Below are 22,588 nucleotides of genomic sequence, written 5' to 3'. Positions count from 1 at the left end.
CTTCTATTGTTCCCTAATCTCCTCACCAGTTTCAGAATCATTTAGGTGAATAAACAATACCTTTCAAAATCACCTCCTCTACCTCCCCTGTCTCCCCTACCCCTCTGCCTCCTCTGCAAAGGCTATGTTTTAATCTTCATTCCTTGAATCAGACGGTGCATCTGTGATTGGCATCACCAATACTTTATCAACTCGATTGCCATCCATATCCATGACTTCCAAACGTAAACCATTCCACTCAAAATGATCCGCAGCATTGGGAATACGACCGAGTTGCATAATTACAAAGCCACCCAATGTATGATAATTGCCTCTTTGCTCGGCAGATATGTCATCAGCCTCGAACAGTTCCACAAACTCTTCTACTGACAACATTCCATCCAGCAACCAGGAACCATCCTCTCTTTGCACAATTAGCGGCTCTTCGTGCTGTTCAATTGAAGGAAGATCGCCGACTATTTCTTCTAAGATGTCATTGAGAGTAACTAATCCCTGAATAACGCCGTATTCGTCTACTACTAAAGCAATATGAGTACCAGTTTGCTTGAATAACTCTAAAACTTTCAAGCCCCTAGTACTTTCTGGCACATATAATGGTTGTCGCAAAGATACAGTTAGATCGAGTGATTGGCTGGAGAGGCAGCGAGATAACAAATCAGTGACATGAGTTACGCCTAAAGCGTGATCCAAGTCGCCTTGGCAAACTGGAAACCGAGAATGACCGCTATCGAGCATTTTTAGGCGGTTTATCTCAAAAGAATCTTCTAAATCAAGCCACATAATATCAGGTCTTGGTGTCATTAAAGCACTAATCCGGCGATCGCCCAAGCGAAACACCCGTTCAACCATGTCTTGTTCTGCTTCCTCAAATGTCCCTGCTTCAGTACCTTGCTCGATCAAAACTTTGATTTCTTCTTCAGTTACTTGGGGGTCTGTTGATGCTTGGATGCCAATCAAACGTAGAACCGTATCAGTTGAAGCACTTAAGATATGAACGATGGGGGAGGCAATGTTTGCCAACATCCGCATGGGGATGGCGACAGTAGCCGAAATGCGTTCTGGATTATTTAATGCCAACCGCTTAGGAACCAATTCGCCAATCACTAGCGTTAGATAGGTGATTAACATAATGGCTATTGTAGAAGCGATCACTTCGGTATAAGGTGCTAGTAAAGGAAAATTATTTAAAATAGGTGCTAACCTCTTAGATATTGCACCTTCACCGAAAGCACCAGACACGATATTAATCAGTGTTATCCCCACCTGAACAGTGGCAAGAAACTGATTGGGAGCATTAGCCAGTTTCAATGCCACATTAGCTTTAGCATCTCCCTGGTTAGCCATATTTTGTAGCCGCACCTTCCGCGACGAGACAATTGCCATCTCTGACATTACAAAAATGGCACTCACGATGGTCAAAAGAAGAATTATTAAAATTTCGCTAGTTGGGGACATTTCTCAAGATGCCGATGGCTCGGTAAACTGGCTATTAAGATGTAATCTTAGTATCGAAACTTAAGTTTTCTAATAGAAGACCCTGAAGTTATAATACCGAGTTGCATTCCAACTACTTTACCTGTAAACGCAATTCAACTCACCCCCCAAACATAAATACCGTCTAAGATTTAAATTGCCGTCTTAAAGCTTTGACTATGACCACTGCTGTCAAAACTGATACTACATTCACTTCTAAACTCGTCAATGGGTTACTATCCGTTAAGCCCTTAGCAAACTTAGCCAAGCAGCAAGCTCGTACAATGATGATTAAGCGGGCAGAAAAAATTGGGGTATATTGGCGGCAAGAAGTAGAAGATTTACAAAAACTTGACTGGGATAAATATTTAGCTGAAGTCAAAAATCCCGATCTCACTTATCCTGAGTACTATCTGCGGACATTTCATGCTTATGATGAAGGTAACTTAGGTTGGCACCCTGCATTAGAGGTATCAGTTGCTGCCCGTGCTGTTCATGCTGGAATTTGGCAAGGTGCTGGTGCAGAAGGTGATGCCAAGCTACGGGAAAGTTACCATGAAGTGCTGAAAAGCTCACTTGCTCAAGCGCCTGGAGATATTTTAGATGTAGGTTGTAGTGTGGGGATGAGTACGTTTGCACTGCAAGAACTTTATCCTCAAGCAAATATTACAGGTTTAGATTTATCCCCTTACTTTTTAGCCGTTGCAAACTACAACTCACAGCAATGCCATGCCAATATCAATTGGGTTAATGCTGCGGCGGAAAATACTAATTTACCAGAAGCTTCATTTGATTTAGTTTCTACATTTTTGGTGCATCACGAACTACCACAGTTTGCCAGTAAAGAGATTTTCTGTGAAATGCGACGTTTACTGCGTCCTAATGGGTATATATCCATCATGGATATGAATCCTAAATCTGAAATTTATTCTAAAATGCCGCCTTACATCCTAACTTTGTTGAAAAGTACCGAACCCTACTTGGATGAGTATTTCTCTTTAGATATTGAACAAGCGTTAATAGATGCTGGTTTTAATAAACCTATTATTACCTGTAATAGCCCACGTCACCGCACGATCATCGCGCAGGTAAGTTAAGATTGCCGGAATCATACATAGGATTGATACGCTAGCAATAGAAGTGAGGAGGGCGGGTTTATGAATTTTATCGCTCGGAAGATAAGCTATTCTGTCAACCCGCCCCTACATAAATCGTAATTAATTATCCAAACTTGATTTACATCTGCGTTGATCTGCGGTTAAAAATCTCTTGAGATCAGTTGTCGAATAGATTATAAATCTTCTACCTCTGTACAACTGCGGGCGTATTAACTCCTAAACGTTTAAACATAGCTTCCCTTGCTTGATTTGCCAAAGTATCATCTAATGCTGAAAGTGATATTTCAGTTTGATACTTTTGCTTAAATGCTGTTTGAATTAACCAATCTGCAAGGAAGGGATTTTTGGGTAATAAAGGACCATGAGAATAAGTGGCGATCGCATTGCGATAAAATGCTCCTTCCATCCCATCTTCCCCATTGTTACCATACCCTTTAACCACCCGCCCTAACGCTTCCACCTTCCCTAAATAAGTTCTACCGCCATGATTTTCAAAACCAATAATTAGCGGTACACTACCCAACATTTTTTCTAAATCTTGTGCCAACTGAGATGCACTCACCTCAATCACAACATTACCAATACAACGCTTTGCATCTGCCCCAGGATGTTTAGTCACCAAATCTAACAAGCCCAGTCCGTCAATGCGTTCACCCAAAGCAGGTTCGTAGTAGTGTCCTAATAATTGAGGTGATCCACAAGTAAACACCCCAGGCGTACCAGTTTCCAGTTGATCGCGGATCGTGTCTGCTTTGACTCCGCTTAAGTCACGCATGACAATTTCTTGCTGCCTGTCTTGTGCGCCACCACCAACGATCACATCTACTTTATGTATATCTTCTACAGATGCGTTTTGATCTAAAGGTAAAACTTGCACCTTGTAACCTCGCCATTGTGCGCGTTGTTGGATGCAAATCACATTACCGCGATCGCCATAAGTACTCATTAAATTAGGGTACAGCCAACCAATTGTTAGTTCAAACTGCTCAGTATTCATCCAACCTCCAGCAAATTTTTAAAGAATCTTACGCCCAGTTAATATTTCTCGTACTTCCAACATTGCCGAATAAGTAGGCACAATATGAAGAGTCTCATCTGCTGAAGTGTGTTCTAAAGCAGTGGCGATCGCTTCATTTAAATCTTCTTTTACAATTAATTTCAAGTTACTGTCGAGGTTCTTTTGGCTATAACGTAGACGCAAAGCCATATCATAGACGCGATCGCCACTGACAACAATCGTTCCCCCCAACTCCACTAACTTCTCTGTATCTACATCCCAAATCCAAGATACATCTGTACCATCTGGAGTTCTGTCATTCAATACCATCAAAGTTGTAGATGCCTTACCTGCTGCCTTAATTTGATTAACAGCGCGGATTGTTTCATTCAACCCTACGGGATTTTTAGATAACAAAATCCTAACTTTCTTGCCGTGATACTCTAACTCTTCAGCACGACCAAAAGCAGCTTGAAAGTTTTTAATTGTATCTAAAATAACCTCTTTTGCCACTCCAATTCTTTGCGCTGCCAACACAGCCGCGAGAGTATTGTATTTGTTATAAATTCCAATTAAAATTTGTGGCCATTCTCGACTATCAATTGCTAAATTGCTTTTTTTAAAGCTACAACTGGGACATTTAAAATCACCCAAATGAGATAAATAAACACCCTGATAATCTAAACCCTGACCACAACTAGGACAGTAAATTGAATCTACCGCATGGGGGATTTCTTCTAAATATTCCTCTGGTTCACTCAAACCAAAAGATAAAATATTTTGTGGTAACTGCTGACCTAAATAAGATAACGTCGGGTCATCACCATTCAAAATTACTGTAGTTTCAGGTGGTAACTGTGCAATTACTTTTTGCCAACGCCGACTAATTAAATCTACTTCGCCGTAGCGGTCTAATTGATCACGAAATAAATTCAAGCACAAAATATACTTAGGCTGAATTTGTAGTACTACCTTGGGTAGGGCATTTTCATCTACCTCTAAAATTGCATAATCAGCTTTTATATTACCTGTCAGGTTGGTATCATCCAGCAATGCTGTAATTAACCCATTTTGGAGATTAGCTCCTGTAGAATTATGGGTAACACGCCAGCCTGCACGCTCTAGCAGTGTTCGCAATAGCAGGGATGTTGTAGTTTTCCCATTCGTCCCAGCAATAATAATTACACCGTATTTAACTTGACGACATAGCAGCGACAGTACTTGAGGCTGAATGCGTACTGCGATCGTACCTGGGAGAACACTAGCTGCTCCCAAACGTAATAATCTAATCGCAGATGTAATCGTTTTTGCAGCAAATACTGCGAGACTTAGTTGCACTCTGTCTATCAGTTTAATTCCCACACCTACATCCTTAACTATCCCAACACCCAGCAGCGAAGACCGTGCCTTACTATTTTTAACATTGCCAAGGGATAAAATCTTTGAGTTTGCCTCACTCGCATTGAGCGCGATGATTCAAATCAAAGACTGGGGCAAATTTTACCCTACCTGACTGTAGCAGATATCAACAATAGATCATAAACCCACCCGTACTTTCTGTTTTATGAGGCTTTAGCAGGATTAGACATTCGACACAAATTAAAAGTGCGTTAGCTATAACCCTTGTAGAGACGTACCCTAGTACGTCTCTACATTCATTTCAGGTAGTCAATAAAAAATGACACTGCTTTTTAACCAACAGTGCCACTTTTTATTAGCGCTTAATTATTTTTGATTTAGCACGTAGAATGTCTAATTTACCACAAAGCTCTCACAGGGCGAGATTGTACTCGGCGAGTGGTATTTACCGTAGTATTAGAAGGCTGAGTGGTTGTAGGCGATACAGTGGTAGTTTCAGAAATAGAAGTACGTTCTTCTACTATAGTTGAGTCGCCATTTTGACTCATCATCTCTGGCTGACTTGTAGTACGGATACTATTAGTGCTAGTCATCGTGGTAGATTGCTGTGTTCCATTGACTAAGGAAACAGTCGTATTTCCACCATTCATCATTACAGCAACGTTCATCCCTGGAACTAGATTTAAGCGGTCTATATCGGCTCTACTGAGTACTACATCTCTGGCTGAACCGTCGGGCATTGTAAGAGTTACGACATCACCAACAATACTTCTCACCGTACCGTTTATCATCCCGGTAGATGCCATATTGTCATTTGCCACTTCGACAAATACATCACCATTACTACCGCTAGTCATTGACCTAGCAGTAACTACCGTTCCTGGTTGGAGGTTTAGTTGTGTCCTTTGCTCATTGCTAACTGTTACTGAACGGGTTGTACCGTCAGCTAATTCCAAAGTGACAACATTACCAACAATACTTCTGATGACACCTCTTATACCTTGCTGAGACATCATATCCATACCAGTAGTAGCTGCCATTGCACTGCTATTCATTCCATTAGCTAAAGCAACGGTCGTATTACCGTCATTGCCCATTGTGGCAACGATTTGGGTTCCCAGTCGCAAGTTCAATCTTTGCAAATCTGCTGTAGGAACGCTGATATCTGTGAGTTCACCACTAGCTAGACGCATTCTAACAGTGTTACCAACTATACTAACAACAGTGCCTTGAACTGGTTGTCCTGCTGTCATATTGACTGTAGTAGTGCCTGTCTGACTCATCTGGTTAGAAGTTTGAGCCATAACTGGATAGCCGGAGATGGCAAATAGTAACAACGACAGACTTGTACCACTGACTATCTTTATTGTTTGAAAATTCATTACAACGCAACCTCACCCAAGAAAAAGTTTTTTTATTTATAAATCTGTCGATTGAGTCCTTCAGTAGCAAGCTATCGTCTAGACCCTAATCAACTACCAATCATACGCAAACTGGTTAAACAATATCTCTGCCTACAGGCATTAGTCATTAGTCGTATAACAGCAGTCAAAGTTGGAGGCTTTAATCGCGAAAAACTTTTAAAATCAAGTTTAATAAACCCACCGTTAAACCATCAATTGTATCTATAAAAAGAAGGATGTATAAAATTTACACTTTATATAATTACACCTTATATAAATTTAACTTGCTATCATGGTAAAGTAACAATTATTTAAGTAGCTAATAAATTTAACAGCAATGGTTGAAGGAAAATTGGGATTTCAAAGCTGCTTGTTGTTAGGCTTAAGTGCAGGAATATTACTTTGCTCAATTCAGCAACAGGTTACTGCTACACCAACAACTAGCACAACAACGAATCAAAAAACACAACCTCTGACGAATTTGCCTCCTCTTGAGGAACCAGGACCTCTTCTACCTTATAAACCACCATCATCTGTTAATCCTGAGCCGAAAGCTTCATCTTCATCTGTTAATCCTAAGTTGGCTACTCAGTTAGTGATTAAGCTAAGAGAACGCCGAGTTTATGTTTATCAAAAAAAGCGAGTTGTCGCTAAATATCCTATTGCTATTGGTAAAGCAGGTTGGGAAACTCCTACAGGTAATTTTAAAGTTTCCAACAAAGAACGCGATCCAGCTTGGGAACATCCGTTTACAGGTAAGGTTATTTCTCCAGGGGGGGATAATCCTTTAGGCGTTGCTTGGATTGGTTTTTGGAGTGATGGGCGTAATCAAATTGGATTTCATGGCACTCCCCAGGAAAACTTAGTAGGGCGGGCAGTTTCTCACGGTTGTGTACGGATGCGTAACAAAGATGTTACAGCTTTATTTGAGCAGGTAGACGTAGGTACACCCGTTAAAGTAGAAAAATAAGTTTTTGCTGTGCCTTCCTTTGTAGGGAAGGGGAGGCAGAGAAGAACTCAAAAAGTTAAGAAAAAAATTAGGGAGGGTATTACCCTCCCTAAATAATTTGTAATACAATATTTTATCCTTACTTCAAGCAAAAATTAACTTCCTGTACAACGTTCAAACCACTGTTCGTAAGTTTGTTGTAATTGCGGATCTTCTAATACTAATTCTACACGCACCTTGGCACAGCCATGATGACGTTGTAGTGCGATCGCATTTAAAAATAAACTAGCACTTTTAGGAGACTTAAACTCTCCACTCACTGTGCCTTCATTAGTTTGCTTCGTTGTTGAAGTTCCGTTTCCATTGCCAGAAGTTAACTCGTTTATGTCAATTTCACCTAAATTTTCACCATTTAAAACAATTTCTGCGAGGTGTTTGTGTTCAGGATTAACTTGCTCAACAATTAATTTTTCGTACCTAACTGGCACTTGAACCATACGGGTTTCAATAACTTTACGAACAATTACTTCCCCAATTTTGTGTTTATTGCGGTCAACAATTAATCGTTCTTCTAGTAAACGAATAACTTCTTCTTCAACAACTTCACTCTCATGAGATAATAAAGATTCTTCGATATCCATATTATGTTCCTCTTGGTGATATTCTGGTGCAGTTATGTTGTGTGTATCAGGCGTATGAGAACGTATCCCTGGTACAACATCCGCCTTAACATCCAAGAGATGGGAAGGGCTAGTATCGTTAGCTGGAATAACGTTTTGAGAAATTACTTGATGTACGGTAGTTTGTGGGCTTGGTGAGTTAACTATCTCTGGTACAACATCTGCGTTAACATCCAAGGGGTTGGAAGAGCTAGTATCGTTAGCTGGAATGATGTTTTGATCAATTACTTGAGGTACGATAGTTTGTACGCTTGCTGAGTTAACTATCTCTGTTTCTACGCTAGTTTTTGGTAGGGCATATTCTGGCAAGTTAGCTACTTCAGCTTGGGTAATATCTACAAACAGCATTTTAGTTCCAGAGTCTACTTGCTGTATGTGCTTACTTCTTAATAGAACCCAGCGTAGTTCACTTTTACCTTCATTCTGAGCAATAACTAAATTGAGTTGACGTTCGCGATCAAGTTTGACATCTTTGACTTCGCCAAGATAAAAGCCACCCTTGCCTAAAACAGCGAAATTATTTAGTTTATTTCTCAGTTTGTCTAATAGTACTTTAATCCGCAGATTATGTTTTCCAGGTTCAATTTTGTTGGGAGAAATTTGGCTATTCATTTTGAGTTCTGTTAAAAATTTTTAAAACTAAAGAGAATTTGATTGTATGGAATAGTGCAGGTAGAGCTTAATATTTGCCCCACCTGCACTATGAAATAAGCACTCATTCCCAGGTGCGTTAACTTGTTACTTAGTAAGAATTCAAAAGAGTGAAAGTGACAAGTTCATTGTTTACTACCAACTGGGGCTGAATTGATGGGATAGAGCTTAGATGAGGTCAGAGGAACGAACATTAGGACGGTTATCTAAAACCGGATTTCCCTTAGTATTAACATCTAATTCTTCACGACGAATTGTTTCTTCCGCATTAACTGTATCGCGATCAACTTCTTTTCTTACTCGAACTTCTTCGCGTACAAAAGCTTCTTTTTGGATGTCAGGAGTTTCTTCGTAAACTTCGATGCGTGCAACTTCTCCTTCCGTGAAGCTGGCTTCGCCTTTAGTAACTACAGTACCACCATCTACTGGAGTGGTGCGTTCAATTACAACTCGTTCTTTTTCAATGGGTACAGAAACACTGCGAGTTTCTGTTTCTACGTGCTTACCAACTGTTACTTCACCAGTCTTCATGCGTTTCTTGTTGGCAATTAACCGTTCTTCGTAAAGTCGTAGGTTTTGATGATTTTGCTCATTAAGTCCGTATAATGACTCTTCTTGCTGGTAATTATAGGTGTTGCGGTCAAAAGTTCCAGTGATGGGTTGAGCAGAAGTGGTGCTAGATACTGATGTTCCTGTTGTGCCGAGAGTTTGAGGACGATATAAGCCTCTTACGCTTTCTTCGTAATCATAATCAACTTTTTGATCTTCCTTGAATTCAGGCAGCTTTTCCGCTTGCTCGCGTGTCATACCGATCGCATAAACCCGCTTTTCGCTATAGCTAATGCGTGAACGACCAATGGGGAGCAAAACTTTCTTACCGAAAATCAAAAATCCTAGATCAACAATTAGATAACGAAAATGACCTTCTTCGTCTACTAGAATATCTTTGATGGAACCAACTTTTTCATTGTTAGTATCGCTATAAACATCGAAATTGGTGATGTCTTCACCACCAGCGATGTCACGATAATTATTATCAAGTTCTGTGAGTTTTACTAGGGTCATATTATTATTCCTCTTTTGTTTTTATAGCTACATCGTATGAAATTATGGTTTCTAAATCCATCTTTCTATTAGAAGATCTGAGTAAGACTAACCCCTACCGCTAAGGGTGTACTAAAATAATGTCTAATCAAGCTTGGTTGTCAAGAATAGAGCGAAATCGTGCGATCGCAGTTATCCGGGCAAATCAACCGGAAATAGCCTACCAAATGGCTCTCTCGGTAGCAGCAGGGGGTATGCAGTTGATTGAAATTACCTGGAATACTCAAAAATCTGTTGAAGTAATTAGACAGTTGCGCTCAGAATTCCCAGAATTGGTAATTGGTACTGGGACATTGTTAAATATGGAACAACTGCAAAGTGCGATCGCCTGTGGCGCACAATTCCTTTTTACTCCTCATGTAGATATTGCTATGATCAAGATGGCGGTAGATGCAACAGTGCCAATTATTCCAGGCGCACTGACTCCGACAGAAATTGTGGCAGCTTGGAATGCTGGCGCTAGTTGTGTGAAGGTGTTTCCAGTGCAAGCTGTGGGGGGCGCTAATTATATTCAGAGCTTACAAGCACCGTTGGGTAAAATTCCCTTAATTCCAACTGGGGGGGTAACACTTGACAATGCTAAAACATTTCTTGATGCGGGTGCGATCGCTGTTGGAGTTGCAAGTGATTTATTTCCCCATCAGTTAGTGGTAAATCAAGATTGGGATGCGATCGCACTACGGGCGCGAACTCTGATCCATCTTCTTAACAATCAAATCAACTAAGCTATGCTACAAAAAATGTAGCATAAAATATCTGAGCAGAAGGATTAAAAACTTAATGAACAGACTAATATGCGCTATTTTACGTCGCCCACAAGTTTTCTTGGCAACTACAGCGCTTATTCTTACAGCTTTATATGCTTTGCCTAATTTATCTTTAGCAAAAAGCAAGCCACCCCAAGTTGCCAAGAAAGTCAAGTTACTACCAAAATCTCCCATCCAATCGCGCCAAGTTGGCAAGAAAGTCCAGTTACTACCAAAATCTCCCCTCAGATCGCGCCCAATTTCTTCTAAAATCCAATTACTGCAACAATCTCGTCAAAAATGGATTCAAATTAAGCTTTCAAAACAACGCTTAATTGCTTGGGAAGGTAGCAAACCTGTTTACTCGATCATTATTTCTACAGGCAAGAAATCAACCCCAACTCGCCCAGGTACTTTTGCTGTTCAATATAAGGCAGTTACGGCACGAATGAAAGGCAGTGATTACGACGTACCCGATGTGCCTTATGCGATGTATTACGACAATAACTATGCCATTCATGGTGCATACTGGCATCGTCGCTTTGGAACTCCAGTGAGTCATGGTTGCACCAATTTGGCAGTTAATCATGCTAAATGGTTATTCAAATGGGCTTCAGTGGGTACACCCGTGATCATCAATTAATTACAAAAAAATGGAATTGTTAAATTTTATTTCAATAAATATCTGTTGTTTAATATAAATAATTTCCTCATTCTCAGGAATTGGCACACTCAGACAGGAGGTATTCAACCATGAACAATTTAATTCGCTGTTTTTGGTTACGTCGCAAGGGAGCTATTTGGGCAAGTGTCACCTTGCTGCTTGTCGCATTATTTTCGTGGTCAACACCAGCTATAGCAGCTTCAAAGTCGAGTAAGGTGATTAAGACAGCTAACGCTAATAGTGCCAAGCCTTGGATCAAAGTTGATCTATCATCTCAACGATTAACTGTTTTAAAAGGTAAGAAACGTCTTTATTCTGTAGCGATATCCAGTGGTAAGCGTTCTACGCCCACACTTACCGGAACTTTTCGGGTTCAATCTAAATACCGTACTAAACGTATGCGCGGTGAGGACTACGACGTTCCAAATGTACCTTACGCTATGTTCTATTCTGGTGGTTATGCAATTCATGGAGCTTACTGGCACAATAAATTTGGCAGACCAGTTAGTCATGGCTGCGTTAATTTACCAGTTGGTGCTGCGCGAAGAGTATTCAGTTTAGCTAAAGTAGGCACAAAAGTAGTTGTTCAAAAATAACCTACTTTCCCATACCAATAAAGGAAAATGAGTTTGGGCAAATATTTGATGTAGAGACGTACCATGCTACGTCTCTACATTGCTTTGAGAAAAGTTGATAGCTGATAGCTGACTGCTAGATAAGCTTTGTTAAATTTGATACCAAGCAGTTAAAGCAACAGCCAAAGCATCAGCCGCATCATCTGGTTTAGGTATTTGCTCTAAATTCAACTCCCGTGCAACGGCTTCTTGTACCTCGTACTTATCAGCATTTCCCATACCAGTAAGGGCTTGTTTAATTTGAGCGGGTGTAAATTCTACAAATGGAACTTTGTGTTGAGCCAAGACTAAGATCATTACTCCACGTGCTTGTGCTACAGCAATTGTGTTACCCATACGATAGAAGAAGAGTTTTTCGATTGCTACTAAATCCGGTTGCAATTGCTCCATTAATGTGTGGAGATCATCGTAGATAGTGCAAAGTCTCACTCCCATTTCTGTCTTGGCTTGCGTTTGGATAACTCCAAAATCTAATAGCGTTACGGGATTGGATATTACATTAGTCCCTGTTACACTGCCAGATGTTGTCACAGCTAGTGGTGAAGAGGTTTGGCAGGTAATAGCTCCAAATCCTAAAATTGCCAGTCCTGGGTCTAGTCCTAAAATGCGCTTTTCCATAGACATTAATATAGGAAAATGTTGCTCTCTTGTAATATTTATTGTCCTGTGCGATCGCTCCAGCAACTGTACTGTAATTAGAGTCACATTAGCTAACGTTGCTTTGGTTACATCTCAAGCCTGATGGAAAAATGTATGCTTTTGGATAAATAAGTTTTATGGCAATAACGCTACATAGCCTGTCAAATTGAGTTAAGGCTCTGAGTTGTTAACATGAACGCCTTATAGTTATTCCCACCTTTTTGTTCTCCAGGAATTGGCAATGTCAATTGGTATTTTCAAACAAGCCCTACGCTCTATTCAACAGGAGTCGCGGATTAATTGGGAGTTTAAGCCCAGAACGCCCCAGCGCGTCCACAGATGGTTTAAGTGGCTATCTCCTGGACTGTTGGTAAAACGCTGGTTGCTATTAAGCGCTGGTGGCGTTCTGCTGACAAGCTTAGGTGTGGCAATTTGGGTCAAGTTAACGCCAATTGCCTGGTTCATTCAGTTGGTTGGAAAAATTTTAGAGGAAGCTGCGACGATTGTCCCTAGTTATGTATCAGGTCCGATCGCGCTTCTTAGTGGTTTGTTCTTAATATTTTGGGGACAAACTCGTTCTCTCGGAGCAATTACAGAGGTCTTAAAACCAGATGGGGACGAACAACTAATTGATGTGTTACTTGCCCATCGTCGGTTAAACCGAGGTCCGAAAATTGTGGTGATTGGAGGTGGAACTGGACTTTCTACGTTATTAAGAGGGTTGAAGGAGTTCAGTGCTAATATTACTGCGATTGTGACTGTGGCTGATGATGGCGGGTCTTCTGGTCGCTTACGGCGGGAAATAGGGGTGTTACCGCCTGGGGATATCCGTAATTGTTTGGCGGCGTTGGCAGATGAGGAGAAGTTATTAACAGAATTATTTCAATATAGGTTCAGCGCTGGCGATGGTTTGGTTGGTCATAGTTTTGGCAACCTCTTTTTGACGGCGATGAGTGAGATTACAGGGGATTTGGAGCAGGCTATAGCAGCTAGTTCCCAAGTCTTAGCAGTGCGGGGGTGTGTGCTACCTGCAACTTTGTCTGATGTGCGGTTGTGGGCTGAGTTAGCAGATGGGCGCATAATTCAGGGAGAATCGAGTATTACGGAAGCTGGAGGTCAAATTATTAAGATTGGCTGCATTCCTGCTAATCCACCTGGATTACCAGCAGCTATCAAAGCGATTCAGGAAGCAGATTACATTATTATCGGACCTGGAAGTCTTTATACGAGTGTGATTCCGAATTTGTTGGTTCCAGAAATTAAGGAAGCGATCGCATCTCGTCTAGTTCCTCGCATCTATGTCTGTAATATTATGACTCAACCTGGTGAAACACAGGGCTACAGTGTATCAGACCACATCTTGGCAATTGATCATGCTTGTGGTCAACCGTTGTTTAATGCAGTACTCGTACATAAAAAACCGCCTTCCCCTCAGTCTCTTGTTCGCTACGCTCAAGAAAATTCTAATCCGGTTTTTTTAGATCGGGAAGCTGTGGGGCAATTAGGGCGGCGGATTGTCCTAGCAAATGTGATGGATGAAGACCAGGAAACAGGCTATGTGCGACACAATTCTCGCAGATTAGCAAAAGTATTGCTACGTTGGTATAGTCGCACCCATAGTTGATAAGTAGCTTGATTTAATAAAATATCAGATGATAGCAAGCTCTTGAGGCAGAGGGGCAGAGGGGTAGAGGATGTTAAAGAATCACATTTTATATTTAATTAAATTGACCTACTTATTATTTACGGCTGAAAACTAGGGTATTAACTTAATGGTTAAAAATTCTCTTAAAATTTCTCTTAAAAATCAAAGAGCTACACATAAATTAGGAGTTTCTCTAGGACAATCTTTACCTAGTGGAAGTGTAATTTTATTACAAGGAGATTTAGGTAGCGGTAAAACAACCTTAGTTCAAGGTATAGGGGAAGGATTAGGAATAAAAGATTTAATTGTTAGTCCTACATTTACTCTGATTAATGAATACACTTGTGGACGAATACCTTTATATCATCTAGATTTGTATCGCTTAGAGCCAGAAGATGTTAATGAACTGTATATAGAAAATTATTGGGAAGGCATCGAAGTACCAGCAGGAATTGTAGCAATTGAATGGGCGGAACGTTTGGCGGAAAAACCTTTAAATTATCTGGATATTTATCTTACTTACCACCAGCAGTCAGGTCGCATAGCTGAAATTGTAGCTATAGGTGAATGTGAAATTATTGATTTAATTGATGAGTGAGGATTAACATTTAGTTGCCTTCATAGTTTCTTGAGAGCGCGGAGTGTCGAAAGACAAACAGGAACAAGTGCGATCGCGTCCTGACTCTTTAGCTTGGTAGAGTGCTATGTCAGCATCACGAATTAAGTTTACGGGTTCTGATTGATGATTTGGAATAGTACTAGCAACTCCTAAACTGAGGGTAACACCTAAAATTTCTGAGGAATTAAGATGGGAAATTTTTAGCGTTTTGACAATTTTGCGGATTAACTCTGCAAGGTGCATAGCTCCGCTAGCGTCAGTATTAGGTAATATTACAGCAAATTCTTCTCCTCCATAACGAGCCACTAAATCCGCCGGACGCTTCGTGGCGCTTCTGATGGCATTGGCTACTTCAATCAAGCATTTGTCACCTGCCAAATGCCCATAGGTATCGTTATAGGTTTTAAAGAAGTCAATATCGCACAATATTAAAGATAACACGGCTTCTTCTCGTGCTAAACGATTCCACTCGGAGTTAAGATATTCGTTAAAATAACGACGGTTAGCTAGTTGAGTAAGACCGTCTAAATTTGCCAGACTTTGTAACTTTATATTTGCTGATTCTAATTGTTGATAAAGTTGTGCTTGTTGGATAGCAATTGCTAATTGGGTTGCTAATGCTCCTAACAAATTAATTTCCCATGATTGCCAGTACCGAGGTGCAGAACATTGATGGGCGCAAAGCAATGCCCATAATTTATTGTTAGCCACAAGTGGCACAACTAGATTTGCTCGAATTCCCAGTCTCTTCAAAAAATTTTGGTAACAAGGATGCAGAGTAGCTGTCCAGATGTCATTAATAGCAGACACGCGACCGTTTTGGTAGTCCAAGACGTAATTACGGTCAAAGCAAGGGTCGTGTAAATGTAGCCCTACAATTGGTGAAATAGAAGGTGTTACAGATTCGACAACAAATTTACCATTTTTTTCTGGCTCAATTTGATAAATTGTTACCCGTTCGACATTAAGAAAATTACGAACCTCGTCAACTGCTGTTTGGAGAATTGTGTCTAAACTGAGGCATCCTAATATACGCTGGGCAATTATTCCGATTAACTGTTCCCTTTGATATTGTTGTCGCAGTTCGATTTCAACCTGCTGGCGAACAGCAATTTCCTCTTTAAGTTTATGATTGACCTTAATTAGTTCTGTTGTTCTTTTAAATACAAGTTCTTCAAGATTTTGCTTGTAAACCAGAAGCTCGTGTTGAGCTAAAGTACGTTCTGTAACATCAACCCCGATACTAAGGAAATAGTTAATTTCGCCATCATCGTTGTGTAGCAGTTTGTTTGACCAAGAAATCCGGCGACAACTTCCATCTTTAATAATCCAGTCGCATTCATATTCTGGAACCACTTCTCCGCTTTGAAGAGAGGTAAACAAAGCTTTTACGGTGTCCTTTTGATTAGGCGGTACAAATATATCCCATAGTTGCTTACCTTTGACTTCGTTACAGGAGTAATGAGTGATCACTTCACAAGTGTGATTGAAGCTGACAATTCGCTTTTGAGTGTCAAGAACTACAACTAAAGTGTTGGGTGTATCTAAAACACTCACAACAAAGTTATTTACCAAACTACTTGTTGTATCCAAAAGCGTGGCTGAAAATTCGCGCTCTTCAATCAATAGTTTCTCTAGGTGTTGCTGGACTCCCATTCCTGAAAATAGGAGAAAATTATTGAGTTGACGCATAGTTGCCAACTCTGCCAGGAGTTGGTCTTTTGTTTTATCTTGTTCAATCATTTGTATTTTTTTAAATCAGTCGCTATGTCTAATAAAAATTTATTAAGTTTTGTTGCAGTGGCTGAAGTGCGATTCCTTACTCCTAGCCCCTTACTTCCTTCGGAGTCGCTTCGCGATTTCTCTGCGCTAACAGTACGGGGCGGCTCCGCCAACGGATTCGCTAAAGCCTTTCTCCTGCGGAGACGCTACGCGATTTTTCTGGGCTAGTAGTACGGCTAACTCCGAAGATCGCGCGATCGCACTTCAACAAGCGTTAATATCAATGTACACAGCCCCGCGACTTACACAAGTGAGGGGAATCACTTTACCTAACAAAAATACATAAATCTTTAATAAAAAACATAGATTTTTATTTGCCGACTGTATAATAAAACCCTATGAAATCAACTCGAAAGTGAATACTAGCAAAAAAAGATTATGACGGAGAGTAACTTTTCGTTAGCGTGAGGATGAAAAGCAGGTCAAAAATAAAGGCATCTAACCTCTATTTTTGGCAAAGGATAATGTCTCTTACTTCATATTTTGGGTAAAATAAAATCAGCAATTTTTCTAAAAAAGGATCGACAGAGTTTAGAGAAACATTCTGAAGAAACCTATGATAACTTTGGTATGCTACTAGCTAAGAGCAAAATTAGTGTTACTAAGATGCTAATGTTCAGTGATTGTGTAATTATTTACTCCTAGCTAGTGTTAAATTCAAGCTACTAATTTTGCTAGTACTGTAGCTAGTTTGCTACCAATTTGCTCAACTGTCTGTTGTTGTTTAATATCTTTTAATGTGCCATCTTCATTAAATGCCTGAAAAGCGTTGGGCAGAGCATACTGATCTGGTAGTACTATAACTCTAATATTTCCCAAAATTGAACGTAAATGCACTAAACCACGTAGCCCACCCAAACCGCCTGGTGAGGTACTCATAATTACTGCTACTTTATCAGAAAAAGCCACTAACGGTGGTTCATTAGCTTCTGGGCGTGAAACCCAATCAATCATATTTTTAAGTACACCAGAGAGAGAACTGTTATATTCAGGTGAAGCTATTAGAAGTCCTTGATGTTCTAACATCATTTGCTTTAATTTACGGGCATTCTCTGGCATACCCTCAGCCTCCTCTAAGTCGCCGTCATATAATGGCAACGGAAAATCACGCAAATCTATATATGTCACTTCAGCGCCAGCATTTCTAGCTGCATTTGCTGCTATTTTTACTAGCTGTTTGTTAAGCGAACCAGTACGAGTGCTGCCAGAAAATGCCAGAATTTTAGGTGTATTGCTCATTGTGTACTTTAATTGTTACCTTTTGACTATGCCATAATCAATTAACAATTATCAATTAACAATTACCCCAAAAATGAGCTTGGGGCTTTACATAGCAATTAAGTCTGTGGGTAAACTTCAACGTTAAACAGCGATTAGTGGGATTGGGGACTGGTGAATGGTGACTGGGAAAACAACTATACTTTTATTTATGTCTATCTACTTACTCCCAAACTGAAGTTAGGACTTCACATAAAAAAGATTTTTTAAGTTTTTTTATGTGAACGGCTAGATGCAATATTATTGAATTGATAATTGATAATTGTTATGACAAAACTTTTATTAATCGAATCCCCTGGAAAACTCAAAAAGTTAAGCCAAATTTTGGGATCTGGTTGGATTGTTAAAGCTAGCATGGGACATATCCGAGAGTTAGCAAATGATGGGGAAGATGCTTTAGGGTTTGATTTAGATGGGGAACAAGTGCGCTGTCGTTATGAAGCAAGAAATGAACGCGCTAGGAAAGTTATCACAGAATTGAAACAAGCTGTTAAGCAAGTAAGTGAAGTTTACATTGCGACTGACCCTGATAGAGAAGGGGAGACAATTGGTTGGCATTTAGCGCAAGAATTAAGATTAAAACAACCTAAGCGTGTTACTTATGCTGAAATTACTAAACCTGCTGTCACTACAGCAATTGCTCATCCTAAAATTCTAGACCAAAATTTAATCGCCGCAGGTCGTGCTAGGGATTGCTTAGATAAGTTAGTTGGTTATAAGGGAAGTAAGCATTTAGTTTGGGCGCTGAATAATGGTGCAAAATCAATGGGACGGGTGCAAAGTGCGACTTTGCATCTATTAGCGCAGCGAGAAACGGAAATTATTACGTTTGTTCCCCAGGATTATTGGTCAGTGTGGGTAGAATATGCAGAAGGTTTCAAAGCTTTCTATCGTCGCAGTTTGCAGGGACAGACTAAGGAAAAGGCGGAGGAAGCTGATGATGCGGGTAGTGAAATTAAGACTGCGGAATCAGATAGGGTGAAATCTCAAGAGGAAGCTGATAGATTAGTTGCGATCGCACAAACCAATCCTCACCATATAATTAAAGTAGAAAATAAAACCACTTCTCAATCTCCACCTGCTGCTTTTATTACCTCGACATTGCAACAAGCTGCTGGTGCAAAGTTGCGCTTTAGTCCAGAAGCAACTATGAAAGTTGCTCAATCTTTATACGAAGCAGGTTATATAACTTATATGCGGACAGATTCAGTTGTACTGTCCGATCAATTTTGTGCTGATGTGCGCGGGTATTTGCAACAACACGACCCTGAGAATGTACCAACTAAGTTAGCAAAACATCGTGCAGCTAAAAATGCTCAAGAAGCACATGAGGCGATACGCCCTACAGATGTTAATTTAATTCCTGAACGGTTGCGAAATCAAGCAAGTAGCGATCAAGCTCAACTTTATGAACTAATTTGGAATCGCGCTGTTGCTTCTCAATGTGCGGCGGCTAAATTGGCAAAAACTCGCATTATTACTCAGTCAGATTCAGTTTATTGGGAAGCGCGGGGACAAGTTTTAGTATTTCCAGGCTATACAAGGTATTGGAATAATATCAGCGACGATTCGCAACTGCCTAAAGTTAAGGAAGGACAACCGCTTACTCTTAAACAAGCGCGTGCGGATAAAAAGCAAACTCAACCACCCCCACGTTATACAGAACCAAAGTTAGTACAATTAATGGAACGTAAGGGGATAGGAAGACCTAGTACTTATTCTCCGACAATTAAGACTTTGAAGGAGCGTGAGTATGTGCAACTAACTAAGGGAAAGTTGCAACCAACGCAACTGGGGATGGAGTTAGATGCTTTTTTAGATCAAGTTTTACCCGATCTAATTAAGGCTGAGTTTACAGCGCAAATGGAGTTAAAATTGGATGCGATCGCATCTGGTTCTCTAAACTGGGAATCTTATTTAACCAGTTGGAATCAGGAATATTTTACACCAGCATTAACTAAAGCGATTAGTGAGATTAAAAATTTTAAACAAACCAGTCCGCCAACTAATAAAAGTACCGCTAAAAGCAAAACATCAAAATCAATCAATATTCAATGTCCCAAATGCGGACAGCAAATGACCAAAGTTGCTTCTAAGTCTCAGAAGATGCAATCAGACCATTTTTTGAGTTGCGACAAGCGTAATTCTGGGTGTGGGTGCGTAATGTTTTTAAATGTGAAAAGCGGAAGTTATGAGTTACCTTATTCTGAGCGGAAAGTTGCGCCTAAAACAGAATCGTTGACCGAGTATACTTGTCCTGTTTGCAGCGCATCTTTAGAGCGTTACGAGTATAGCAAGAATGGACAGAATAAAACTATGCTGCGTTGTTCTAATTCTAAAAATCGGCAAGCTAAATGTAAAGAAGTAGCATTTTTTGAGAGTAAGACGGGTAACTGGTGGTCGCCTAAGTTTGGGGAGATGAAGCCGATTAAAGCAGAGAAAAAGACTAAACGCGGATAGAGATTTAATTGTTGTCATTCTGCATACTATGTCTAATGGCAAACTGCCACCAACGCTAACGCAGCTATTCAGCGTAATGGTACTTACAAGCTATTATGACTATTTCAGTATCAGTAACTTGGTAAACTAAACGGTGTTCATCATTGATACGTCTAGACCAAAAACCACTAAGTTCATACTTAAGCGGTTCTGGTTTACCTAAACCTAAAAATGGTGAACGGTCTATATCTTTAATCAGTTCTACTATCTTGCGGTAAATTTTTTGTCTAATTTTGCCCACTGGTTAAAGTCTTCAAATGCAGAAGCTTCAAATACTATTTTTCTGCTCATTCAAAATTTTCTAGACTGACTTCTACTAAATTCGTTCCATTATTGACATTTTCTATCGCTTTGAATAATCTGTTTTTGTTAGATTCAGATTTTAATAAGTAATCAGTTTCATTCACTTCATAGACAATAATCTCTATTTCTTTGTCCTGAAAAGTTGCTTTTAGTCCTTCCAAAAAGTGATGATCTAGTTCACTAGCTTTTAATCTATAAATTGTTTGCATTTTTGAAAGTACAGTTTAGAATTTTTGTGTGATGGTAATGTGATTATATTCTAACTCAATTGGTTATAGGTACAAATGCGATCGCTCTCCCAATTAAACTACTTGCGTAGGCGTAGCCCTTACACAAAAAATATTCCTATAACACATATTTTAACATTTTTTAAAAATTTTAATAGATTATTTATGTTTTATTCTAGTAGATACAGTTTATATATGCAAGATTGTACCTGGTACAAAAAAACATCTATTTAATTCTGTAAAATTTGATTTTATATAAAAAACCTTGTCTATATTCTAAATCTTGATGGTCTATAATAACTGATTTTTTTTAATTAAAAAAATCGAATAAATAAATAATAAACACTTGACATATAAGTATAACTTATGCACTATTTATAATAGTTTTTTATGGTATAAATCATGGCTAATAAATCTTTTCTAACTCAATGTCCTTATTGTCAAAAATGGGAAAATCACGATTGTTCTCCAACAAAAGAATTATCTGGAAAAGTAACGAAACCCTTTCATCCATATTCTATAAACGATAAAATTGTGAACCTGAGCTTTCATGAAAGACAATGTAAATATTGCGAAAAGCATTTTCTAACTACTGAGATATCATACAAATATTTTTGGGGTTTAATGAATGAGAATAAAGAACTTAAAAAGGAAAATGAAATGCTTAAATTCCAAGATAGAATTAAAAATCAAATACATGAAAGGGACATAAAAAGGCTTAAAGACGACAAAGTAAGACTTAAAAATGAATTACAAGAGGCTAAAACGGAGCTTGATAAACTATATAGAACGATAGAATATATGAGATCTTGTCTAGGTATGTTAACCTAATTAAATGTAAAACCCTATCCCCTGCACTGCTACAACCGACGGGCAGGGGAATATTTTAGATATTAGAAATTACGCTAACTGAATAAGCACGAATTGCAGTATCTACTGTTGCAATGGTTAAATCGTGCTGTAAAGCTTGACAGATGAGTATCCTATCAAAAGGATCTTTATGTAACAGTGGTAGCTTGGCAAGTTGAGCAACACTACTTTCATCTAAATTAAGGCTGGCGATGAGATGGCGATCGCGTTGTTTTGGCAGGTAAATTTCAGGCGCTTCTGGTAATGGTAGCTTACCTATCTGATACTTAATAATTGCTTCCCACACTGAGACAACACTTAAATAAACTTCATTGTCTGGGTTGCGAATGCTCTCGCGCAAGTCGTTTGACAATCGCCCATCGCCATTGATAAACCAAAGAAAAATATGGGTATCAAGCAGTAGCTTCATGTACCCTCAAATGCGTTCAGAATGTCTTCTGGTAAAGCTGCGTCAAAATCATCTGGGACAGTAAATTCTCCAGCGCAGAGAGCAAAAGGTCGAAGTTGCTTAATGTTTGCCTGAATTGGTCTAATTTCAGCTACAGGTTTCCCTGCTTGCATAACAATAATAGTCTCACCTGCTTCGACTTGGTGAAGGTAACTTGCAAGGTTTTGTTGAATTTCGTTAATCGTTACCGTTTGCATAGTGTAACTTTGGGATAAATAAGAACAAGGTTATTTAACAACACTATCAGCATTTATGAAAGCAATTGAAACCACAGCCACAATTAATGAAAACGGGGAACTTATACTAGATAAATCGCTAGAAGTTACTAAACCACAGCACGTTCGTATTATTGTTTTACTTTCCGAAGAAGACGAAACAGACACAGATGAAACACCCACAGAAATAGTTATAGAAGGAATTCGGCAAGGTTTACACGAAGCTTTAACTGGAAAAACTATACCCCTCTCAGAAATGTGGGAGGGAATTGAGGGGTAAGTAG

Annotated in this window: 22 protein-coding genes and 1 pseudogene; 10 read left to right on the top strand and 13 right to left on the bottom strand. The window is 39.5% G+C overall.

The annotated features are described in order from the left end of the window. Positions 1-129 precede the first annotated feature (129 nt). Positions 130-1,455 carry a hemolysin family protein gene (locus tag CRI9333_RS07045; protein ID WP_015202476.1) on the bottom strand — a complete coding sequence of 442 codons (1,326 nt, stop codon included), beginning with the start codon at positions 1,453-1,455 and terminating at the stop codon, positions 130-132. Between the two features lie 197 nt (positions 1,456-1,652). Here CRI9333_RS07045 and CRI9333_RS07040 point away from each other — a divergent pair, with 197 nt between their 5' ends. Further along, entirely contained in the window at positions 1,653-2,570 is a 918-nt protein-coding gene (locus tag CRI9333_RS07040; RefSeq protein WP_015202475.1) for a class I SAM-dependent methyltransferase, read from the top strand. Positions 2,571-2,775: 205 nt separating this feature from the next. Here the strand turns inward: CRI9333_RS07040 and CRI9333_RS07035 are convergent, their stop codons facing one another. The 3 genes from CRI9333_RS07035 to CRI9333_RS07025 form a co-directional block, all read right to left on the bottom strand. Continuing rightward, on the bottom strand, positions 2,776-3,588 hold the full coding sequence (locus CRI9333_RS07035) for a type 1 glutamine amidotransferase (RefSeq protein WP_015202474.1): 813 nt from the start codon (positions 3,586-3,588) through the stop codon (positions 2,776-2,778). 18 nt (positions 3,589-3,606) lie between these two features. Beyond that, positions 3,607-4,950: a Mur ligase family protein gene (locus CRI9333_RS07030; RefSeq protein ID WP_015202473.1), complete on the bottom strand. Its 1,344-nt coding sequence runs from the start codon at positions 4,948-4,950 to the stop codon at positions 3,607-3,609. Between the two features lie 395 nt (positions 4,951-5,345). Further along, entirely contained in the window at positions 5,346-6,329 is a 984-nt protein-coding gene (locus tag CRI9333_RS07025; RefSeq protein ID WP_015202472.1) for a hypothetical protein, read from the bottom strand. Positions 6,330-6,687: 358 nt separating this feature from the next. Between CRI9333_RS07025 and CRI9333_RS07020 the strand changes: the two genes are divergently transcribed. Then, a complete protein-coding gene (locus CRI9333_RS07020; RefSeq protein WP_015202471.1) occupies positions 6,688-7,320 on the top strand; it encodes a L,D-transpeptidase in 633 nt (210 codons plus the stop codon). Positions 7,321-7,454: 134 nt separating this feature from the next. Here the strand turns inward: CRI9333_RS07020 and CRI9333_RS26145 are convergent, their stop codons facing one another. Both CRI9333_RS26145 and CRI9333_RS07005 read right to left on the bottom strand, forming a co-directional pair. Then, positions 7,455-8,591, bottom strand: a complete 1,137-nt coding sequence (locus CRI9333_RS26145) for a DUF2382 domain-containing protein (RefSeq protein ID WP_015202470.1) — start codon at positions 8,589-8,591, stop codon at positions 7,455-7,457. Between the two features lie 207 nt (positions 8,592-8,798). After that, entirely contained in the window at positions 8,799-9,695 is an 897-nt protein-coding gene (locus CRI9333_RS07005; RefSeq protein WP_015202469.1) for a DUF2382 domain-containing protein, read from the bottom strand. A gap of 119 nt (positions 9,696-9,814) precedes the next feature. Between CRI9333_RS07005 and CRI9333_RS07000 the strand changes: the two genes are divergently transcribed. The 3 genes from CRI9333_RS07000 to CRI9333_RS06990 all read left to right on the top strand — a co-directional run bounded on the left by CRI9333_RS07000 (position 9,815) and on the right by CRI9333_RS06990 (position 11,740). Continuing rightward, positions 9,815-10,459: a bifunctional 4-hydroxy-2-oxoglutarate aldolase/2-dehydro-3-deoxy-phosphogluconate aldolase gene (locus CRI9333_RS07000; RefSeq protein ID WP_015202468.1), complete on the top strand. Its 645-nt coding sequence runs from the start codon at positions 9,815-9,817 to the stop codon at positions 10,457-10,459. A 55-nt stretch (positions 10,460-10,514) separates the two neighbouring features. Continuing rightward, on the top strand, positions 10,515-11,123 hold the full coding sequence (locus CRI9333_RS06995; protein WP_015202467.1) for a L,D-transpeptidase: 609 nt from the start codon (positions 10,515-10,517) through the stop codon (positions 11,121-11,123). Between the two features lie 110 nt (positions 11,124-11,233). Next, on the top strand, positions 11,234-11,740 hold the full coding sequence (locus CRI9333_RS06990) for a L,D-transpeptidase (protein WP_015202466.1): 507 nt from the start codon (positions 11,234-11,236) through the stop codon (positions 11,738-11,740). 129 nt (positions 11,741-11,869) lie between these two features. Here CRI9333_RS06990 and ruvC read toward each other — a convergent pair whose 3' ends face one another. Then, positions 11,870-12,397 carry a crossover junction endodeoxyribonuclease RuvC gene (gene ruvC / locus CRI9333_RS06985; protein ID WP_041225973.1) on the bottom strand — a complete coding sequence of 176 codons (528 nt, stop codon included), beginning with the start codon at positions 12,395-12,397 and terminating at the stop codon, positions 11,870-11,872. Between the two features lie 262 nt (positions 12,398-12,659). Here ruvC and CRI9333_RS06980 point away from each other — a divergent pair, with 262 nt between their 5' ends. Then, positions 12,660-14,042, top strand: a complete 1,383-nt coding sequence (locus CRI9333_RS06980) for a gluconeogenesis factor YvcK family protein (RefSeq protein WP_015202464.1) — start codon at positions 12,660-12,662, stop codon at positions 14,040-14,042. 148 nt (positions 14,043-14,190) lie between these two features. Next, a complete protein-coding gene (locus tag CRI9333_RS06975; protein WP_015202463.1) occupies positions 14,191-14,661 on the top strand; it encodes a bifunctional alanine racemase/tRNA (adenosine(37)-N6)-threonylcarbamoyltransferase complex ATPase subunit type 1 TsaE in 471 nt (156 codons plus the stop codon). Positions 14,662-14,664: 3 nt separating this feature from the next. On the opposite strand, the gene CRI9333_RS24795 is transcribed toward CRI9333_RS06975, so the two are convergent. Both CRI9333_RS24795 and CRI9333_RS06965 read right to left on the bottom strand, forming a co-directional pair. Beyond that, positions 14,665-16,425, bottom strand: coding sequence for a sensor domain-containing diguanylate cyclase (locus CRI9333_RS24795; protein WP_015202462.1), 1,761 nt, complete (start codon positions 16,423-16,425; stop codon positions 14,665-14,667). A gap of 696 nt (positions 16,426-17,121) precedes the next feature. After that, positions 17,122-17,703, bottom strand: coding sequence for an NADPH-dependent FMN reductase (locus CRI9333_RS06965; protein ID WP_015202461.1), 582 nt, complete (start codon positions 17,701-17,703; stop codon positions 17,122-17,124). Positions 17,704-18,009: 306 nt separating this feature from the next. Here CRI9333_RS06965 and topA point away from each other — a divergent pair, with 306 nt between their 5' ends. Continuing rightward, positions 18,010-20,202 (top strand): type I DNA topoisomerase, encoded by a 2,193-nt coding sequence (gene topA, locus CRI9333_RS06960; protein ID WP_015202460.1) that lies wholly within the window; start codon positions 18,010-18,012, stop codon positions 20,200-20,202. Between the two features lie 64 nt (positions 20,203-20,266). On the opposite strand, the pseudogene CRI9333_RS06955 reads toward topA, so the two are convergent. Then, positions 20,267-20,532: pseudogene (locus tag CRI9333_RS06955) on the bottom strand (Txe/YoeB family addiction module toxin). Beyond that, on the bottom strand, positions 20,529-20,753 hold the full coding sequence (locus tag CRI9333_RS06950) for a hypothetical protein (RefSeq protein ID WP_015202458.1): 225 nt from the start codon (positions 20,751-20,753) through the stop codon (positions 20,529-20,531). The pseudogene CRI9333_RS06955 and the gene CRI9333_RS06950 overlap by 4 nt, the downstream one beginning before the upstream one ends. Positions 20,754-21,173: 420 nt before the next feature. Here CRI9333_RS06950 and CRI9333_RS06945 point away from each other — a divergent pair, with 420 nt between their 5' ends. Further along, positions 21,174-21,602 carry a hypothetical protein gene (locus CRI9333_RS06945; RefSeq protein ID WP_015202457.1) on the top strand — a complete coding sequence of 143 codons (429 nt, stop codon included), beginning with the start codon at positions 21,174-21,176 and terminating at the stop codon, positions 21,600-21,602. 55 nt (positions 21,603-21,657) lie between these two features. Here CRI9333_RS06945 and CRI9333_RS06940 read toward each other — a convergent pair whose 3' ends face one another. Further along, positions 21,658-22,050 (bottom strand): type II toxin-antitoxin system VapC family toxin, encoded by a 393-nt coding sequence (locus CRI9333_RS06940; RefSeq protein WP_015202456.1) that lies wholly within the window; start codon positions 22,048-22,050, stop codon positions 21,658-21,660. Continuing rightward, positions 22,047-22,286 carry a type II toxin-antitoxin system Phd/YefM family antitoxin gene (locus CRI9333_RS06935; RefSeq protein ID WP_015202455.1) on the bottom strand — a complete coding sequence of 80 codons (240 nt, stop codon included), beginning with the start codon at positions 22,284-22,286 and terminating at the stop codon, positions 22,047-22,049. Before CRI9333_RS06935 ends, CRI9333_RS06940 begins: the two co-directional genes overlap by 4 nt. A 55-nt stretch (positions 22,287-22,341) precedes the next feature. On the opposite strand from CRI9333_RS06935, the gene CRI9333_RS06930 reads away from it, so the two are divergent. Next, entirely contained in the window at positions 22,342-22,584 is a 243-nt protein-coding gene (locus CRI9333_RS06930; RefSeq protein WP_015202454.1) for a type II toxin-antitoxin system RelN family antitoxin, read from the top strand. Positions 22,585-22,588: the final 4 nt, after the last annotated feature.

This window comes from Crinalium epipsammum PCC 9333 (assembly GCF_000317495.1).
Classification (GTDB): Bacteria; Cyanobacteriota; Cyanobacteriia; order Cyanobacteriales; family PCC-9333; genus Crinalium; species Crinalium epipsammum.
Note: the sequence above shows the minus strand (reverse complement) of the source record. Positions and strands in the feature narration are given on the sequence as shown.

Bases quoted from the DNA above. Each gene is read 5' to 3' on its own strand.
- CRI9333_RS07045 (WP_015202476.1), bottom strand. From the start codon at position 1,455: ATGTCCCCAACTAGCGAAATTTTAATAATTCTTCTTTTGACCATCGTG.
- ruvC (WP_041225973.1), bottom strand. From the start codon at position 12,397: ATGGAAAAGCGCATTTTAGGACTAGACCCAGGACTGGCAATTTTAGGA.
- CRI9333_RS06995 (WP_015202467.1), top strand. From the start codon at position 10,515: ATGAACAGACTAATATGCGCTATTTTACGTCGCCCACAAGTTTTCTTG.
- CRI9333_RS06975 (WP_015202463.1), top strand. From the start codon at position 14,191: ATGGTTAAAAATTCTCTTAAAATTTCTCTTAAAAATCAAAGAGCTACA.
- CRI9333_RS06980 (WP_015202464.1), top strand. From the start codon at position 12,660: ATGTCAATTGGTATTTTCAAACAAGCCCTACGCTCTATTCAACAGGAG.
- CRI9333_RS07020 (WP_015202471.1), top strand. From the start codon at position 6,688: ATGGTTGAAGGAAAATTGGGATTTCAAAGCTGCTTGTTGTTAGGCTTA.
- CRI9333_RS07000 (WP_015202468.1), top strand. From the start codon at position 9,815: ATGTCTAATCAAGCTTGGTTGTCAAGAATAGAGCGAAATCGTGCGATC.
- CRI9333_RS06930 (WP_015202454.1), top strand. From the start codon at position 22,342: ATGAAAGCAATTGAAACCACAGCCACAATTAATGAAAACGGGGAACTT.
- CRI9333_RS06950 (WP_015202458.1), bottom strand. From the start codon at position 20,753: ATGCAAACAATTTATAGATTAAAAGCTAGTGAACTAGATCATCACTTT.
- CRI9333_RS06945 (WP_015202457.1), top strand. From the start codon at position 21,174: ATGGCTAATAAATCTTTTCTAACTCAATGTCCTTATTGTCAAAAATGG.
- topA (WP_015202460.1), top strand. From the start codon at position 18,010: ATGACAAAACTTTTATTAATCGAATCCCCTGGAAAACTCAAAAAGTTA.
- CRI9333_RS06990 (WP_015202466.1), top strand. From the start codon at position 11,234: ATGAACAATTTAATTCGCTGTTTTTGGTTACGTCGCAAGGGAGCTATT.
- CRI9333_RS07005 (WP_015202469.1), bottom strand. From the start codon at position 9,695: ATGACCCTAGTAAAACTCACAGAACTTGATAATAATTATCGTGACATC.
- CRI9333_RS24795 (WP_015202462.1), bottom strand. From the start codon at position 16,425: ATGATTGAACAAGATAAAACAAAAGACCAACTCCTGGCAGAGTTGGCA.
- CRI9333_RS06965 (WP_015202461.1), bottom strand. From the start codon at position 17,703: ATGAGCAATACACCTAAAATTCTGGCATTTTCTGGCAGCACTCGTACT.
- CRI9333_RS26145 (WP_015202470.1), bottom strand. From the start codon at position 8,591: ATGAATAGCCAAATTTCTCCCAACAAAATTGAACCTGGAAAACATAAT.
- CRI9333_RS06935 (WP_015202455.1), bottom strand. From the start codon at position 22,286: ATGCAAACGGTAACGATTAACGAAATTCAACAAAACCTTGCAAGTTAC.
- CRI9333_RS07040 (WP_015202475.1), top strand. From the start codon at position 1,653: ATGACCACTGCTGTCAAAACTGATACTACATTCACTTCTAAACTCGTC.
- CRI9333_RS06940 (WP_015202456.1), bottom strand. From the start codon at position 22,050: ATGAAGCTACTGCTTGATACCCATATTTTTCTTTGGTTTATCAATGGC.
- CRI9333_RS07035 (WP_015202474.1), bottom strand. From the start codon at position 3,588: ATGAATACTGAGCAGTTTGAACTAACAATTGGTTGGCTGTACCCTAAT.
- CRI9333_RS07025 (WP_015202472.1), bottom strand. From the start codon at position 6,329: ATGAATTTTCAAACAATAAAGATAGTCAGTGGTACAAGTCTGTCGTTG.